We start from the raw sequence: 18989 nt of genomic DNA, 5'->3' as shown, positions 1-18989 counted from the left end.
AGAACATTTATTAATTATAAGAGCGACAAAGATCCCTTCAGGAGATATTGGATATAAATATGCCCTTAGCAATGCATATGAAGATGAATTTGAACTTGCTGACCTGGTCAGAATGCAATCTCAGCGCTATTTTATCGAGAGGTCCTTCCAGGATGCAAAGCAGGAGGCAGGTATGAGTGAATATCAGGTTAGAGGATGGAGGGCGTGGCATCATCATATGGTATTGGTAATAATGGCATTACATTTTATACTAAGTGAAAAAATCTTGTATAATAATGAATATCCATTATTGAGTGCATATGATATACGAGATATAATAATAAGAGTCTATTCGAAGAAAAGTTTTTCTCCTGATGAAGTGCTTGACCAAATCAAGATAAGGCAGGAGCAGAGAGGATTAGAGAAGCTTAATAACGACTCATCCTAAATTATAAAAGTAGAAGTAGTTATCTAATTTTTATATCAGGAAGTTTACAATCAAGCAACCTTTTCTTTGCTTCTTTTTTGCTACCGTCACCAAACACTCTTAAAAAGCCTTCTTTGCCAAGTAAACCTATGTAGTATTCTTCCAGTTTTTTATACCTAATCTCCTGAAGATTTATTGTACTTTTTGATGTTGCTATAAATGGTTGCTTATGAATAAAAATTCTATCTCTGTTTATTATCCAAGCAGTATCACCATCTTGAACAGAAAAAATTAAATCATTGTTGGAGTTCGGTAAAACATTTTGAAGTTTGACTGAACTAAAAAGTAAGTAACTCACCGTGCTGTCATTTATTTGCTTGTATCTACCTGTAAATTCAAATTGGTTACATCCCGTCAAGTCTTGGAAAATAAATGTTGAGTCGCCTTTTAAATAAAGATTTACTTCCTGCTCTTTAAAAGGCTCAACATAGTAATAGTTCTGCATTCCCTTTCTGCTTGCACTGCATGAACAAAAGATTGCTATAATGATAATTTATAAAAAAGATTTCATACTAACACTTTAATATTCGGGGCAAAGCCTTTGATTACCTATTGCAGCAGTCATTATTCGTGATATTAACCCCATTGTAATATCTGATAATTTAGTTGGTGTAAATGGTGTATTAATTTAATTCGCTGTTCCTAACAAACCCATTCCATTTATTGAGACAGCTTCCTTATTTTAACTACCTTGAATCATCTGTCGTATATACTTCTGTCTATCCTCCCATGGCGTGTCATACTTTAATGCCAGAATCGCACTATGTAAAATATCCAATGATCTTCCTTTAGGTACAAAATGCGTATTAATAGTTTCATCGTCGATATTTATGTCAAATAAGATTTCATCATCCAAATCCGCCACCCTACATATATTCTCTTCTACCCATAAAATTTTAGTAAAGAACCAATCGTAAATAATAGGATGCGGATGTACTTTATAAAAATCAATACTTTTGATTAACTCCATATTATAATCATAAATATTGAGTTTAAAATATCCAACTCCTATATCCAAAAATACTATCAATTGAGCTATTATCTTACGTTTCTCATTCCTGACCGGTTTTCTATAAGGGGTAAAAATGATATAATTGTGATTGATAACAGTCAATTTAACTTCCGCTAGAAAGGCGAGGTTCCAGCCTTTTTTAGTAGCAAGAAAATCCATGCTGTAAAATATAATCTCATAAAGGATCTTTCGTTTTGTCTCAATATCTTTTCCTTTATAGATGTCTACATCATAATTGATATTTACCTGACACAAAGAACAATCAATTCCTTCCACTTCTAACAGTGTCTCAGATCGATTTATTATGCAAATATCGATCCGCTTGTATTTTATAAATTTTGCTGCCTTTAGAAGTGACATGTAGGATAATCCTACTGGATTGGCCTCGAATGACAATTCCTGATCTCCTAAGAAACTAATTTCAAAATTACCGAGCATGCTTTGATTTTATAATTAAAATGGATTTGGCAAGGCTTGCCCAAGAGGCCCAAGCATGTATATTTGATAATGTGAAGATACCAAGGATCTTTCAATAGGTAATGCAGTTGCCCTGTTTGGTGCTTCGGGTAATATCTTGTACCCAATAAGTAAATTTGGCCACCGGCTTCTGTATTAAGCTAACTGGCTTGCTGGGCGGCTACTTCCGCCATATGGCGTATTATAGGCCTGACCGATGATTCTACTGAAACATTCGCTACGAGATTATCAAAAGGGAAGTATAAGGGTACTCCTTATCCAACAGGGCCCGGGTCCGAATATAGCCAGATTCAAAAATGGGGCGCTTATCATTTTAAAAATTTAGTGGTATACCTCCTGCGCAGTGCACCCCCCCTATGAAGATGCTACTAAATATAACCAGGAATTGAAAGAATGCAAAGAACAGATAAGCAATGAACCAATGACCTGCTGCCTTTTAAGCAGCAGGTCATTGGTTCGAATCCAATCCGGTTCACCACACTGGTGAGGATGTATCGCTGGAATTAATGTCTTAAGTTCAAATACTGGATATAGCGTAAACCGGCTGCGACCTTTTCCAGTAAGTATGTACTATACCTACTTTAATTGATCCGATCACCACATGGCAACCTGATGAAAATCCACCGCTGATCACCTTTACCTTTGGATTTGAAGTTTTTACTGCAACCATGTAAGTAATACGACTAAAGTAACCCACAACGTTTGCCATTTCATTATAAGTAGCTTCCTTTTTACCAACTTCGTTATCGGGCAACTTAGCCAACTCGCAGAAATGAACAACGGTACCGATCATGTCAAAAAGTACTAAAAACGAGTCGAATATCGCACCTATTTCACGATAGTTGGCCAGCTTCAGGGAAGAAGAAGAACTTTGTTCTGCCCCCCGGTGTAGCTTGCTCCAGAAAACTACCCTACTCACCAGGCGCACACTTTGCATCGTTGTGGCATAACCCTTCCAGACTGCATCTTTACTCGCACAAATACCAAGAAAATAGTTACCCAGATAGGATGTGGCTGCCATTACGATACTTAAGGCAGAAGAGACTTTCTGTGCCATGCTACCTTGTTCCTGCAGCGTATCAGCAAATACAAAAGGGAAGTTGATAAAGGAACAAATAGCAGATAGGCTATGTCCTGTTATAAACATTATTCGCTGTAAATTGGTGTGTGCTACAGAAGACGTGGTCATTAAGCTCATGGAATGTACCATGCCGGCTTTTTCCATCTCAGGTTCAGGATGCTCAGCAGTCTCCAATTGCCCGGCAGCCAGTGCTTCCTCCAGACTTACGGCATTTTTCAGATCAATGGTGATATGGGAATCAGTAAAGGGGGCACTACCAGTAAGTACCTTATACATGATGGTAGCAGGAACAGCTCCTATCCAGCAGATAAGATCAAGCATAGACATGTCTTCAACACCAATTGCGTTAAGAATATCTGAAACAACCGGGATGTGTATTTTAGTGTCTAAGACCCGTAAAGCGGCTTTGCCCAGAATATAAAGTATATCCAGCAGCGCATCGATCACCACCTGCACGGTACTCAATAAGGTGTTTGCAAGAATGGCAACTATTTTCTTAAGGATCTCGCTCAGCGTAAGCGATTGGTAGCTTTCTGCCAGTGTCTGAAACTGTCTGAACACTTCGGACATAAGATCTCCTTCCCTTTTAAGTACCTCCAGCAACACATCAAAAACACCCGGTTCCTCAATGGATGGTTGCCCTGGTGTCTGTTCAGTGATGTTGGCTGCGTTGTCCTTGAAGTGATTGATGATCATCATGCTCGAAGCCTCCTGTCCTTCCAGGGGACTTACCTTGCCTTCAATTTTTTTATCTGCCGATTCACCGATACCCGTCCAATCAGTAATATCCGCCCATTCGTTGACAGATTTTATGACCTGGCTCATTACTCCATCGAACTTCCCTTTCAGGTGACGTACGCTTTCTATCTGCTCATCCAGGTATAAACGTGTAAGATGATGATATACTTCTTTTGTTCTCCTGATATCACCCCAGGCAAACAGGTATTCCAGGTAATTGATAACATCCTTTATTGCCGCGGCCACGGTACTGAACAATTGTTCAACGGCTGCGGCTATTTGTTCGGCACAATCCAGCACGGTTCGATAAATCTTGCCGGCGACATTGACCACAAACTCCCATGCATTCTTTGCCACACTGACAACAGATTCAATGACGCTGGTTACACCCGATTTTATCCAGCTGAACAGGTCACCCGGGTCCGTGAGGCCGGTACTGGCCGCGGCTAACTGAAGGCTTGCGGATGCATCTGCATCCGCAAGTCTTAAAGACCGGAACTCCTGTCCTAATTTCCTATTCATCGCTGCTACATGCTCCAACTTTTTTGCATCTATTCCGTCCCGCAGTAATTTCCTTTTATTTCCTGACTCGTCTGTAAAATTCGCAGCTTTCAGGCGCTCAGGGCTATCCAGCGCTGCCAGCTTAGCCAGTTGCTTGTCCATTGGGCATATCTCTAATGGTTCGGCTGCTGTGTGCCCGACGGTGATGGTCGCGCCAAGTAACCCGCTTACTGCCTCCACCACGGTAAGCGCGCCGGAATAATCAGTCTTGACCTCAATAGGCTCAGTGTCCAGCACATAGTACACATTGTTGATATACACTTTTGTACGGAAGTTAGTGCTAATACTAAGGTTAGCTTCAGCTATGCCCTGTTTTTGCTCGTCACTAAGCTGTATCCTTGTTGTATAGGAGGTAAACTTCCTTGTGCTCGCCCTGATTGATTTCGCTTCGAGGATGATGCGTTGGTATCCCCATAAAGAGGTATCCGCAGATTTGGCTGCCTTCAGCAGTGTATCTCCCTCGATGTTGGCAAAAAAGGTGTTTGATCCGTCTTCGAGGTTTATATACGGGGAAATCTGATACACGTTTGCCAGCAATGGTACGGGCACACTCCAGCTGTCGGCCTTATGTAATTCTTTAACCGGGCAGCTGATGTAAAAAACCTGGTTGGAGCGATTTAAGCCCCAAACAGTTGCCCGCTCTGAATTTGCAGATGCAAAAAGACGTTTCACTCCTTTAAATAGTTGGTCTTTAAACAGCAGTACCGCTTCCGAATAATCTGACTGTCTATCCGAGGGAAACCAGTACAGACCGCCGCTAGCCGTAAGGAAAAGGTCGGTGCTGTCATCCTGCTTGCGGCAGGTGGCCATTGCTTCAGGCAGTAGATTGCCGGGGAGTCGTAAGCGTGAAGGCGCCGCATATAAGTCCGGGTCAAAAGCATTATACAATGGCTGATAGATGAGATGTACATCATTCCCCAGTTTTCCGGTTGTATAGACACCATCTACCAGGCCATCCTTTTTTCTTCCAAGGCAGCTTAAATACTGGTCGGTCTCCAGGTGTGCCGTCAGATTGTGGCTATGCCATGCCAGTCCGTCCATTTTTTCAATATCGATATAATAACGCTCGACAAATGATTTGCCGGAATCCGGCCCCGTACTGATATCTGCAATGATATATTCGCCATCTGAGGAATCACTGATCATCAGGCCCGTGATATTGATCACCGATGGCCGGCTATGTGGATGGTCATACGAGACGTTTTTCCATTTTAAATCGTGGAGCCAGGAAGTGCTCCCGCAGGGATTATCAACGGAAACAAAGAGGTGATCATTCTTTCCGTCATTAATAACAATACCGCAGTCAATCGAGTTAGTATGCTTATTTTGGGCGAGGCTGAACAGTTTGCATTGAACAGAATTATTGCCTGGAAATGATGTTTCGCAGAGTGCACGCGTAAGACAGATCCGTTCCCACCCAGTCTTATGTCCCGGGCTCTCAGCAGTTACATAAAATGCGCCGTCTGTACCAATGGAAAAAAGCAAAGAAAGGCCGTCGGTGGTTTGCAGCGCCTCAAAATTGGCATCAGGAGCCATCGTCTCGGCCTGTTTATAATTTTTGATCAGCTCAGAGGTGGCCGAAATCGAATATTTGGTCATGTTCTAAAATTATTAGGAAAGGTTAATTAGCATTTGTATTGTTATCAGGATCGGCGTGGACAATGTGTGCCACCAGGTCAAGCCCTTCTGAAAACTGTACATCTTTAAATACAAAAGAGTTTCCCCCTGGGAAAATCATGGCGGCGGCACCATTAAGGCCCTTTTCTATACCGTCCAGGTTGTTAATTAAACTATCGTAATAACCCGCTTTGAACTTTTTCTGAAGATCCAATAAGTCGTCGAAGCGCCCGAAAGAGATGAGCTTCGTCCAAAAGCTGACGTCATATGTCTCCGACTTATCGCTAATGATTGTCGGCTGCCGCTGTAGCTGTATTTTTCCGTAAGCATTCACATGCAGATCAAAAACTTGCTCAATTACGTATTTGGCAAAGTTTCCTTCCGTTACGCCGCTATCAAAATTAATATGCAGCCAGACATTGACATTCGTATAGAACTTAATCTTATTATCCTTAATATAAATCTCTGAAGCAACAGAATACCGGCATTCTAAATTCCCCCAGGAATAAACCTGAAAACAGGAATCTGATGATTCGCCCTGGTATGCCAGTGCCATGACACAATTAAAACCATCCGGGTAGGTTCTTTTGGGAATAATTTTAAACTGTTGACTGTCTCCTGCTTCGGCAAACTTCAGATCATAAGTCATGCTCCAGCCGCTTTCTACGGTGCAAGAAGGTTGCAGGCAGATTCTCCGGAAGAATGGCGCTACGAGGTCCGACAGCCAGTTCAAAAACGCATCTTTTCTGATAGCGAGTACACCATCTGCCTGTATCTTGCCAACCTTAGGTTCAATCCAATCCCAGCTCAGAGAAGCTGGCCTGACCGCTGCGCCGGATCCTACGGAACAGGCGAAGTTCAGGGAGCTAAAGCCCGAACGGCTATCGTCTGCTGGTTGCGGAAGCGGTTTGTCACCTTTAAAGTGATTAATAAAAAAAGTGACGTCTTTCAGCGGCAGATTAGTACTGGTGCGGGGTGTCGGAACTGTATACCTGGTCGTTCCGATGTTGACAATAGTAGGCGGGGGGTCCTGCTCCAGGGCAACCGTGCCCAATACAATCATATTCTTTTGCATCAGGTTGATGTACAAAGTCTGTAGTCGTTTTTCCTGAACGCTTCCCGCGCCAATAGCATCTATCCCCGGCAGTGAAATGATTTGCGCCTTGCTGGAGTCAGCCACCAGCTGCCTAAGGGTATAGCGATTCTGTCCCTGGCCATTTAGGCTGAAGGACGAATTGTTTTTGTTGGTCGCAGGGTCGGCGTCAATATTAATGAACTTAAGACCTGCTTTCACCTTTACCTGGTAAATACCGGTAAGCGGTTGCCTGCTGTATTCCAATTGAGCTGAAGGCCCCTCACCCCGTAAGGTGATCACAGTAAATTCCTCAAACAGGAGGGTATACAGTATTTCCGAGTCTGTTCCAAATTTTATTACCGGTGGCAGCATGGCCAGGTTCTTTACCCTTGGTATCCCTGGTTTTAACCGGATCAACTGAATAAAGCCTGCCTTCTGGTAATTTTCAAGGACTTTGTTTTCTTTTACACGGGCTCCTTCAGGAATATCAAAAAAGTTCGTGTTTCCCGCCCTGAAACGCATGGTGAGAAAATCATACTCTTTTGGCTGACCGTTATCTCCATACCCGAACCAAATAAGTTCTTCGTCTTGCGAGGATCGATAAAGACGATGTTTTAAGGAAGCATTGATACTTTTTTGCGTAACTGCGAGCACGAAATCAGGAGAAGGAGACGTCCCTGACAGATTAGAATGAATGAAACTCATATTAGGTGATTAAGGTATTGGATTTGCAACCAGAAAATAAGCACCTGGTTAGGCCGCTTGTTTAATGAAAGAATTTTTAAATTGCTCAGGTGCCATATATTACTCCGCGAACACCCTTCAACCCCATAATCCGGGCTACTCTTTGTCTTGAAACATCTATTCCTTCAGACCTTAGGCCCCCCGTTATTTTGGGACTTCAATACCTGCCCTTCCCGGATTGGTATATTGCCTCAATGCTTTGTGAAAGATAATAATTGCTGATCGCTTGTCTTAATGGTAGCCAGGTTAACCAGGCATAATAACTGCTGCGATTGACTCTACATGCCTTACTCATCTTGCTGACTTCAATTTGCTGATGCGGTTCTTTAAACCCTGAATATTTGTTGCCTTCCCCGGAGAAGATGCTTACCGCCTTTTTTAAAATCTGATTTTCCATTTCTGACTCCTTCAGTGCTTTCTTTAATGCCTGTATTTCTTTCTAAACCGGAGTTAGATTCTGTTTCCCATTACCAGGAAAGCAACGACTACCATTCACCCTATGCTCTCTGGATCATCGCCGAAGTAGATCTACGCCCAATCTATTATCTTTCGCTGACTCTCCTGCTGCTTTCCCTTCAGATAAAAGTCTATCGCCATCTGTTTAAAGGCTTTGTTGTGGTTGTGTCCTGTTGGTTCACTCATTAGTTCAAAGTTAAGAAAAGGAGCTTAACTTTTTGGTACTCCCCATTTGTTAGCAAGCAATAAGTGGTTTAATAATTAAAAGAATCAAATCTATTACTACTATTATTAATGTCCTCTTTTTTTTTGTTATTTTTTATCATTATTTCCGCATGGCAGCGGACAGGGTAGCTTGGACGAATATACTTGATCCGGAAGATGAAAAGACCTTGGGGGACCTTTGCAATTTCATTACCATCCATGCTGAAAAGGAAATCATAAGACGACGCTGAAACCCAGGTAGGCAAGTTTTCGGGATATTCATACGGTAGCTGATTTGGTTCGGCGAATAGATGCAAACAATCCGCATTAGCTACTTAAAAGGTTTGGTTGCTAGTAATTTTGGCTATAAATAACGCGTTATTTAAATGCAGATAAAATATAGCAATGTCATAATCATTCATCTTCGGAGCCAAAGAATAATGGCCAAAATTAAAACCTTGAACTGTTTCAGTTTTAAATAACTCTTTGCATATACGATAGCATTTTACGAAGTTCGTTCTTAAATTGTGCATGTTAATTATTTGTACGACCACTTCTAATTAACTGGCTATTAGTCAAATGCTCAACTTTTTTTTATGCCCGGAATATTCATATTCTAATAGCCCAACACGTTAAATATCTATTGTTTTTCGACAAATATTCATTAGGTTTACATTATCATTAACCCCAGAACAACTATGAAAATTAAAATCACATCCAGGCAGATATTGAAAATATTGTATGCCCTTTCGTGGATAATATTTATAGGCGTATGTATTGAAGCTGTAATTGCCCGGATACAAGGCCGTAGCATAATGGGAGTCAGCCTATCATAAAGCAGGTGTTGCATATATATCGCATACACGAACCGTATTTTCACGTAGAAAAATCCTGAAACTTGTTACATAAATAGCAACGGTAGTATTTTCAATCCATGCTCTGACGCAATTTATTACGCAATAAGTAATTGTTTATGAAACCCGCCCTGAATGTATCGCATACTGAAGAAAATGCTGCATCCGTCAAAGAGAGTAAAGTAACAACTGAAGTAGCTGCCATCTGGAAAGAAGTACTGGGAGTACCTGACATTGATCCCGAAAAACGTTTCTTTGAACAGGGAGGCAATTCGATCAATGCTATTGTCATCATGAGCAGGATGAAAAAAGCCGGCTACCCGGTTACTTTAAGGGATATTATACACCACCAGACTATCCGGAAGATGACGCAGGAATTATGGCAACCTTCAGCAATCAACCTGGTAGACACTTGTGCAAGTCTTGAAGATTTTATCCATCACAAGAGCGGCATAACTGTCTCGTGCAAAACGATACACGTCCGGTACAACGACGACGTCAGCGAACTGCACATACTCTTTACTGAACCGGACAAAACTGCCACTGTACAACAACTCATCAGCGAATCCGTACAGCAGATAGCGCCCGCTGTGCTGCCCCACTACATATCCGGCGGAGGAAGTTTTGACGGCACAACAGCTTCCTTCCAGGCTGCAGAATTTTATTCCATGCTGGGGCTGCAGCCATTGCAGTCATTCGATGTAACAGCAGCACAAGCGCTTATTCATGAAACATTCCATGTCAATGATGAAGCCATCAGCAATACAGTGGTATTACAGCAATACCCCTTATGCGCCATGCAGCAGCTGCAGATATTTTTTCATACGCCCGCCTGTGTAGACTACCTTTTGCTGAACACCTATGTGGATGTACCTACCCTGCAACAGGTTTACAGTATCCTGATAAAGCGTCATAGCCTGCTGAGAAGCGTGGCCGTAAATGAGGGAAATTGTTACAACTGGGAGGAATATGCTTTTGATCCTACAATAGTACCAGCTATTCCCCTTATTGACCTTGCAGGCTATCAGTGTTCTCCGGCTGATTTTCAACACCTGGCAACATCATTGGTTTTCCGTAAATATGAGCCTGGAAAAATTTTCCACCAGTTCGTATTGTTTCGTGTAAACCTGAAAGAATATTACCTGGTGATGATCTTCAGCCACGTAATCTTTGACAGGGTAACTGGTGAAGTATTGAAAAATCAGCTGTTGAATTATTACCAGGATCTGATGGATAAAAAAAAGGTGCGTACTGAAAAGATTGTTCCCTTTGAAACTTATGTGAATGCAATCGGGAAAGGGCCACAGGACATTGCTGAACAGGAAGTAATCGGGACATTTCAGCTGGAAGAATTTTACAACGCCAAACAGCAGATAAGGAAAAGTATCCATGGCAGTGAGTCACAGCTGAGTTATTCTTTCAGTATCGAGGTATCTTTACAGGATACCGTTCAGCAGCAGGATATCCTCGCAACAACACTGGCTATATATACCCGCGCACTGCACCGTTACCTGGGTACGGCACAGATACCTCTTCTCTTCGTGTGCGACGGACGTCAGTATGAAAACAAGCTATACTATAATACGATCGGTGAATTTACGGACATGGTGCCTATGCTGACAGATGGCAGGTGGTCTGTTGCCGAAACCGGCGAAGCCGTATCCCGGCGCTTAACGAACCTGAAGAAACATAATCTCAATTTCCTGCATCAGCTTTTACTACCCGCATCCAAACCCGGCTGGCCGGAGATCCGCAGACTCATGGATGCCGGAGAAGGATTTGCACATTTTGATATCCTGATGTTTAATTTTCTCGGTAATGCTGATGAAATACCCGAAGCAGCAACAGCGCAAGTAAATACAGAACCTAACCCGCTTCCTATCAATAGTCTGCTTAACTGCATCGCCTCCGCTTCCACCACCGAAGGCAGGATCATCTTCAGATTCCGCAGCAGTTACACCATTGATATCGGGCAACTGAGAGAACTATTCGCAGTTGCTACGCAGGAGATACTTCATTAAATTTTTCATTCGGAAATAAGAACCCTATGTACCATAAAACCATTGTTGCCAGCAGCCCACTGCTGAAAGAGCCATTGCATAACTCTTTCCCGGTAACTCCCTCCCAGAAACGAATGTGGATCATTCATCAGCTGAACATATCCAGTACTGCCTATAATTCTCCTGTTGTCAGAAAGATAACCGGAGAGATGCATTTACCTAAATTAAGACATGCATTTGAACAGTTGCTGACGCGGCATGAACAGCTGAGAGCCTCCTTCCTGCTGGAAAATAACGAACCCGTGCAATATATCCAGGAACATGTTCCTTCCTTTGAATTCAGCTACCATGACCAGGTGGCAACGCACCAGCTACAGCAGTTTATCACAGATTTTATCCGGCCCTTCCACCTGGATCAGGCCCCGCTGTTCAGGGCCTGTCTGATTAAAACCGGAGACAACACACACATTCTTGTGATAGATATGCACCATATCATTTCAGATCTCAGGTCTGAAGAAATTATTATGCATGACCTCTTCCGGCTGTATCATCAGGAAGCGCTACCCGTAATTACTACACAGTACACAGCGTATGCCTCCCTGCTCAGCGGGCACATTTCTCCGGCCCTCCTAAAAGAGGCGGAAACCTTCTGGTCCTCAAAGCTCAGCGGGGAATTACCTGTGCTTGAATTGCCGGCCGACTTCAAACGGCCTGCTGTATTTAATTTCAGCGGCACCATCATTCATTACCCTGTCAGTGATGATGCGGCCCGCCGCTTGCAGCTGCTGGCAGCACAACAGCATGTTCCTCTTTACAAAGTATGCCTGACTGTTTTATTTGTATTGCTGCATAAATACAGCCGCCAGGAAAACATCATCATTGGCATGCCCAGAGAGATACGTCCTGATACAACGCTGGATAACATATGCGGACTGTTCATCAACACGTTGCCGGTTACAGCATCCCTCTCTCCGGATAAAACTTTCATGGAGCTGCTGCAGGAGCTTAGTGCGTATACCAGCGGCGCTGAACAACACTACTGGTATGACGTAGGTAAACTGGTGGAAAAATATTGCGGCCGCAGAGATCCCGGCAGAAACCCATTGTATGATGTGTTATACTTTCACCACAAACAGCACACAGCAAGCTATGGTGAACTTCAGGTTAGCCCGGTAGAATTCATTCATAACAAAGCTGAACTTGATCTTACCTTCGGGATGCTGGAAACAGACGCCCGTCTCGCCTTCTCCGTAGAATATTACAGCGGCTTATTCAGCAATGAAACAATCACGCGGCTGGCCGATCATTTCCATCACCTGCTGGATACCCTCAGCAGTGACCCCGAAATAAAGATGGCAGATATAAGTCAGCTTACCACAGCGCAACTCCACCATCAGCTGAATATGTTCCGCGGCAGTAACAAGGAATACCCTAAAAGTACTATCCAACGGATTTTTGCAGAAAAGGCACAGCATACTCCTGCTCACCCTGCACTCATATTCCGGGATCAGCTGCTGACCTACGAACAACTTCATGAAAAAACGAATCAGGTGGCGAATGTAATCCGTACCAGCGGAGTTAGCGCCGGCTCAGTCATCGGTTTAATGACAACGCCATCAGATGAGATGATCATCGCCATCATGGGTGTATTAAAGGCCGGATGCACTTATCTGCCAATAGATGTAAGCTTTCCGGAAGAAAGGATAGCCTATATGCTGGAAAACAGCCAGGCAGCGGCTTTGCTGGTACAGCAACAACTATTGCCAGCTACGCGGGCATTCAAACAAAATATTATAATACTGGATGATACATCCATCCGGGATGCAGATAAAATTTATGTTTCCGGTGATGAAGATACCGCTTCCCCGGCCTGTATTATTTATACATCAGGCACCACAGGAAAGCCACAGGGCATAGTAATCCGGCATTTCAATATCATCAGAACCGTCATCAACACCAACTATATTGATATCAGGCAGACAGACAACATCCTGCATTTATCCAACTATGCCTTTGATGCCTCGCTGTTTGATATTTTCGGCGCATTGCTTCATGGAGCCACGCTGGTAATTGCCGACCAGGAATCCAGACAGGATATGCACCTTATTGCCCGGCTGATAGCGGAGAAACAGATCACTGTCAGTTTCATGACAACTGCACTCTTCAATGCCATGGTAGATAATATCCCGGAGGCCCTGTTGCCCCTGAGAAAATTACTCACTGGCGGGGAAATGGCATCTGTCTCCCATATGCAAACGGCCCTTTCATATCTCGGTGCGGGTAAACTGATCAATATGTACGGGCCTACAGAAGGCTCCGTCTTTTCATCCTATTACCCGGTGAATCATATTCCTGCTGATGCAACTGCTATTCCTATTGGGTTTCCGCTTTCCAACACCCAGCTGTATATTGTGAATGGCCAGACTTTAGCGCCGGCAGGCGTTCCCGGGGAATTGTACATAGCCGGAGACGGTCTTGCTGCCGGTTATCTGGACACACAAAGGATGCAGGGTAAGTTTACAACACTTCCGCAGTTGCCCGGCGTAACAGTATACCGGAGCGGTGATCTCGTCAAACAACAGGATGATGCAATCCTGTTTATAGGAAGAATAGATCAGCAGACAAAACTACGTGGCTTTCGTATAGAACCGGAAGAGATAGCCCTGCAGCTGCGGAGTTGCCCTGGTATTCAGAATGCAGTAGTGATCGTAAAAAATCCTGCTGATGCGGATAAATACCTGCAAGCTTTCTATACCGTAAAACAAGGTACTGCACTCACTACCCGGGAATTGAACCATTTTCTGTCCGGCCGTCTTCCTTCCTATATGATCCCTTCAGAATTTACCGTATTGGATGCAATACCATTAACGAGCAACGGTAAAATTGATTACAGAAAATTAGCCAAGCTGCCGGCTGGCGCACCGGTAGCAAAAGATAGCGTTACCACTGCAACCACTGCTACCGAGCGAAAAATTGAAGCCATCTGGAGCAGCCTTCTCAAAACAGAAAAGCCGGATATCCATCAGAATCTTTTTGAATGCGGCGGACATTCGCTGACGGCCACTGTCCTCGCAGTACGCCTGCAACAGGCTTTCCGCACAGCACTACCGCTCAGCGTAGTATTCCGGCATCCTACCATCGCAGGGCTGGCAACATGGATAGATAGCTCCGGAAATGTATTGCAACGCAGCGATTACAAAATAAACCGTAGCCGGAAACAGTCCTGGTACCCGCTGAGCTTTTCTGAAACAATGGTGTATGTACATCAGAACAGTACGCAGCATAACCATAGTTATCAATCTCTCTTCCCTATGCTGCTGGAAGGTTTTCCGGACATAGCGCAACTGCGGCTGGCATTGCAGGCCCTTGTACAGCGGCATGAAATTTTCCGTACCGCATACTTGTTGCACAAGGGAACACCGGTAAAAAGAATCGCTGAAAATGTGGAAATGCCACTGTTTTACAACGAAGGCGATCTGGAAGATATTCCTGCAGTTGTTCAGCAATTAAGGGCCTCCTATAACCTGGAACAACCACCACTTTTCCGTGCAGCATTGCTGAAAATAGCTAGCGGTAAGTATTTCCTTGCACTGGCTAATCATCATATTATTTCCGATGGGATCACAGAAACATTATTCATGCAGGAGATCAGTCAGCTGTACCAGCGCGTTCAGCTACAACCTGTCAGGCTGCAACACAGGGACTATGTTCAATGGCAGCAGCAACAGTGGGCATCAGGGTATTACCGCAGCGGGGAACGGTATTGGCTGGAACATCTTCAGGGAACATTACCGGTACTTTCCTTGCCATGTGATTTTCAACGACCGCCTCATATCACCTTCGATGGCTACACTGTCACCGTTACTACTGATCCTCTTCTGACCCGCCGCTTACAGGGGTTTGCAGCTTCCGGCCATACTTCGCTATTCATTGTGTTGTTCTCTGCATACACCGCATTACTTCATAAATACACAGATCAGGAAGATATCATTGTAGGCGTACCTATGGCAAACAGGATGCACGCAGATCTGCAGGAGATCATGGGTATGTTCGTAAATATGATTCCATGGAGAAGTTATCCGCAGCCTGGTAAACAGTTCTCTGCGTATCTGCAGGAAATCAAAGCTACTGCCGCAGCTGTTTATCAGCACCAGGATTATCCGTTTGAAAAACTGGTCAACGCACTTCAGCTGAAGAAAGACACTTCCCGGAATCCGCTGTTCGACACTATCTTCGCCTTACACAATACCGGTATGCCTTTACCGGATATAAACGGCCTGCATATCAGCCCTTATCCTGTAACTGATAACGCAACCAAAGTAGATCTTACGGTAGAAGTGCTGGAATATAATGCTGAACTGAAGATTAGTTTCAAGTACAGCACCGCGCTATTCAAAGAAACCACCATACAGCGGATGGCCGGTCATTATATACAGCTGCTGACAGATATCGTGTCACATCCTGATAAGCAGCTGAGGGAAATGAATCTCCTGTCGCCACAGGAGCGGCAACAGCTGTTGTTTCAATTTAATCCTTCCGGCACGGAACATCCGAAAGACAGCCATTTGTATCAGCTGTTTGAACAACAGGTAAAACGCAGGCCGGAACATATTGCCATCCGGTGCTATGACACCACCCTTACTTATCTGGAACTGCATCAATCGGCTGAATATTATGCTGATCGGCTGTTGCGCTACGGTGCAAATACCGGTACAAAAATAGGTATCATCATGGATCGTTCACCGGAGATGATTGTTGGTATCTGGGCAATATTAAGAATCGGCGCCACTTATGTGCCTGTAGATCCCGACTATCCGTCAGAAAGAATAGCCTTTATGTTGCAGGATAGTACAGCCAGTATCTGCCTGACTACTTACCAGGTATATTCATCTGTAAATATTCCTTTTACAGGTAAGATGCTTATTATAGATACGGAAAATGAAGTACCGGCAGCTGCACTTACAGTACCTGCCGCAGCGTCTCCCGGTCCCGCCTATATTATGTATACATCCGGTTCGACGGGTGAGCCCAAAGGTGTTGCCATAGAGCATTATAATGTGATACGAACGGTTGTGCAAACCAACTATATCGACATCAGCGAAGCGGATAGTATTTTACAGGTCTCCAATTATGTTTTTGACGGGTCAGTCTTTGATATTTTCGGTTCCCTGTTGAATGGAGCCACCCTGGTGCTGATGAAGCAGGAAAGCATTTCAGATACAGAGCAGCTGGAAACATTGATCCGTGATAATCATATCACCGTTATGTTCATCACTACAGCCTTATTCAATGTATATATGCAACACTGTCCGGAGTGCTTTCAGACAGTAAGAAAACTGTTGTTTGGCGGTGAGCAGGTATCTCCTGTGCATGTAAAGATGGCATTGGCGAATCTTGGCACAGATAAGGTGATTCACGTTTACGGTCCTACGGAGAATACAGTATTCAGTACAGCATATACCGTTAGTGAGGTAACTGACACAAACTGCATCCCTATTGGCGTACCGCTGTCCGGCACACAAGCTTATGTATTTAACCACAGCAATACTATCAATCCTGTTGGCGTGCCCGGAGAATTGTATCTGTCAGGAGATGGAATTGGCTCCGGATACTGGAACAGGCCTGCCTTGAACAAGGAGCGTTTTCCGGAGAATCCCTTTAATCCTGGTACGCTGCTGTATAAAACCGGAGACCTTGTAAAATGGCAGGAAGATGGTAACATCGTATTTCTCGGAAGGGCCGATCAACAGGTAAAAATCCGCGGATTCAGGATAGAGCCTGGAGAGATTGAAGCCTTGTTGGGCATGCACCCTGATATAGAACAATGTGCCGTTGCTGTTAAAGAAAATATCCATACTAAAGAGAAGACCCTCTGTGCCTGGTTCAGCGGGAGAGATGAACTGGAGTCGGCAACACTGAAATCATACCTGGGAAAACGCCTTCCTCACTATATGATACCGGACTTGTTCATCCGGTTGCAAAGGCTGCCCTTGAATACCAACGGCAAGATCAACAGGAAGGCACTGACGGAGATTGCAGATGAATTAACTGTTTCCGGTGAATATGCCGGCAGGCAGGAACAGCCGTTTGTATCTCCCGCAACACCCAAAGAACACGCCATTGCAGCGGTATGGAGAAAAGTGTTTGGTCTTGAAAAAGTAAGTATCCGGGATAATTTCTACACTCTTGGCGGCCATTCCCTGAAAGCATTACAGGTAGTCAGTTTGCTGCTCCAGGATGGTTTTGTGCTCACAGTGAATGACCTGTTCAATTATCCTACTATCGGGGAACTGGCTGCTGTTATCAGTTTACAGCAGGTGGCCGGTAAGAAAAAACAAAAGGTAAAGAATCCGGTAGTTTTCGGTCATCAGCAACAGGGATATCCCTTATCTGCTGTACAGCAACGTTTCTTTCAGCGGAAGCTGCGCAATCATAATATTTTCAACAGCCCGTTTCTGATAGCGTTGACACAGACAGTTGCCATTGAAACCATGCAGGCTGCTTTACAGGGCATCCTGGAGAATCATCCGGTATTGACATCCCACTTTGTGGAAATGCCGGGGGGGCAATGGCGTCAATGTTACCGGCAGCTGAAAGCAGGTGATTATTTTATGCAGACTGATCTCGCGCAGATACCGGCGGATGAGCACCAACAGGCCATTACCGGCCACTGCAGCGCCTTACAGCATCAATTTCTACTAACGGAAGGACCTTTGTTCAAAGTAGTATTGTTTGAAAACTATCTGGCACCGGGCCGGCAGGTGTTATTCTTTTTGTTTCATCATCTCATCTCGGATGGTATTTCCTGGCAGGTTTTCATTGGTGAGTTCAGGCAGCGTTGCCTTGAACCTGCAGCACACGCCCCCGTCAGCACCGGCGCATCCTATGCTGAATGGTGCCTGCGGCTGGAGCAATATGCACAAAAGGGCAGATTCAAAACTGCCGCCGCATATTGGAATCAGGTGCTGCGAAAGGGAAGCCCATTTCTTCCGGACATGTTCCCCGGCACTAAACCCTTGCAGAAAGAGATGACTTACTTTGAATCAGCTGCTATCACAACAAAAGCGGAAAGCTCTCTTTTGCATGATGCTGTTGCACATTACAAAGCTAATATCTTCACTATTCTGTTGTCTGCTTTTTATTGCGCCTGCAGGGACTTGCAGGAGCGTAAAACCCTGTCGCTGTATGTGATGAGCGCACAACGGGAGTCTTTCTTCCCTGAAGTGGATATTCAAAAAACTGTTGGCTTTTTTGCGGGCGCCTATCCCGTATGCCTGGAAGCTGCTGCCCCGGTGGAGGGCAACTACAGGGCTACTGTTCAGGCAGTAAAAGATACATTGCTGAAAGTGCCCAAAGGCGGACTGGATTATTTTGTGTTAAAGCATCTGGCACCATCATCACCACTGCATCCGGGGCAGGAGCCTGCCTGTCCGGTATTGTTCCATTATCTGAATCTGGTTCCTGCAGTACAGGACAATGATTTCTTTACACCGCTGCAATTACCTGCAGGGCTTACACATGACCCGGAAAATCCGTCGGCTTACCTGATTAATATCACTGCCGTATCAGACCATGAAGGCCCGAAATTAACTTTTTACTATAGTCAGACACATTTCTATCAAAGTACGATCGCAGCGCTTTTCAGGTCATTCCGGCAACATTTGTTACATATAATCAACACAAACAATCCCTAAATATTTATTT

7 protein-coding genes are annotated in these 18989 nt (G+C 44.3%); 3 read left to right on the top strand and 4 right to left on the bottom strand.

The genetic code is table 11. The features are described from left to right. Positions 1-112: 112 nt before the first annotated feature. Complete coding sequence (locus U0033_RS04270) at positions 113-427, top strand: hypothetical protein (RefSeq protein ID WP_072364195.1); 315 nt, start codon at positions 113-115, stop codon at positions 425-427. A gap of 19 nt (positions 428-446) precedes the next feature. On the opposite strand, the gene U0033_RS04265 is transcribed toward U0033_RS04270, so the two are convergent. The 4 genes from U0033_RS04265 to U0033_RS04250 all read right to left on the bottom strand — a co-directional run bounded on the left by U0033_RS04265 (position 447) and on the right by U0033_RS04250 (position 7732). After that, positions 447-911, bottom strand: a complete 465-nt coding sequence (locus U0033_RS04265) for a hypothetical protein (protein WP_072364194.1) — start codon at positions 909-911, stop codon at positions 447-449. Between the two features lie 237 nt (positions 912-1148). After that, the gene (locus U0033_RS04260) at positions 1149-1916 is read right to left on the bottom strand and encodes a hypothetical protein (RefSeq protein ID WP_072364193.1); all 768 of its coding nucleotides are present in this window, start codon (positions 1914-1916) and stop codon (positions 1149-1151) included. 556 nt (positions 1917-2472) lie between these two features. Further along, complete coding sequence (locus tag U0033_RS04255) at positions 2473-5934, bottom strand: hypothetical protein (RefSeq protein WP_072364192.1); 3462 nt, start codon at positions 5932-5934, stop codon at positions 2473-2475. Between the two features lie 22 nt (positions 5935-5956). Next, complete coding sequence (locus U0033_RS04250; protein WP_143150871.1) at positions 5957-7732, bottom strand: hypothetical protein; 1776 nt, start codon at positions 7730-7732, stop codon at positions 5957-5959. A gap of 1672 nt (positions 7733-9404) precedes the next feature. Between U0033_RS04250 and U0033_RS04245 the strand changes: the two genes are divergently transcribed. Both U0033_RS04245 and U0033_RS04240 read left to right on the top strand, forming a co-directional pair. Beyond that, the gene (locus U0033_RS04245) at positions 9405-11306 is read left to right on the top strand and encodes a condensation domain-containing protein (RefSeq protein WP_072364189.1); all 1902 of its coding nucleotides are present in this window, start codon (positions 9405-9407) and stop codon (positions 11304-11306) included. Positions 11307-11332: 26 nt separating this feature from the next. Further along, positions 11333-18979, top strand: a complete 7647-nt coding sequence (locus U0033_RS04240) for a non-ribosomal peptide synthetase (protein WP_072364188.1) — start codon at positions 11333-11335, stop codon at positions 18977-18979. Positions 18980-18989 lie beyond the last annotated feature (10 nt).

Origin of the sequence: Chitinophaga sancti, assembly GCF_034424315.1 — a bacterium.
In the GTDB taxonomy this organism is placed as follows: domain Bacteria; phylum Bacteroidota; class Bacteroidia; order Chitinophagales; family Chitinophagaceae; genus Chitinophaga; species Chitinophaga sancti.
This window is presented reverse-complemented; position numbering and strand designations above follow the sequence as displayed.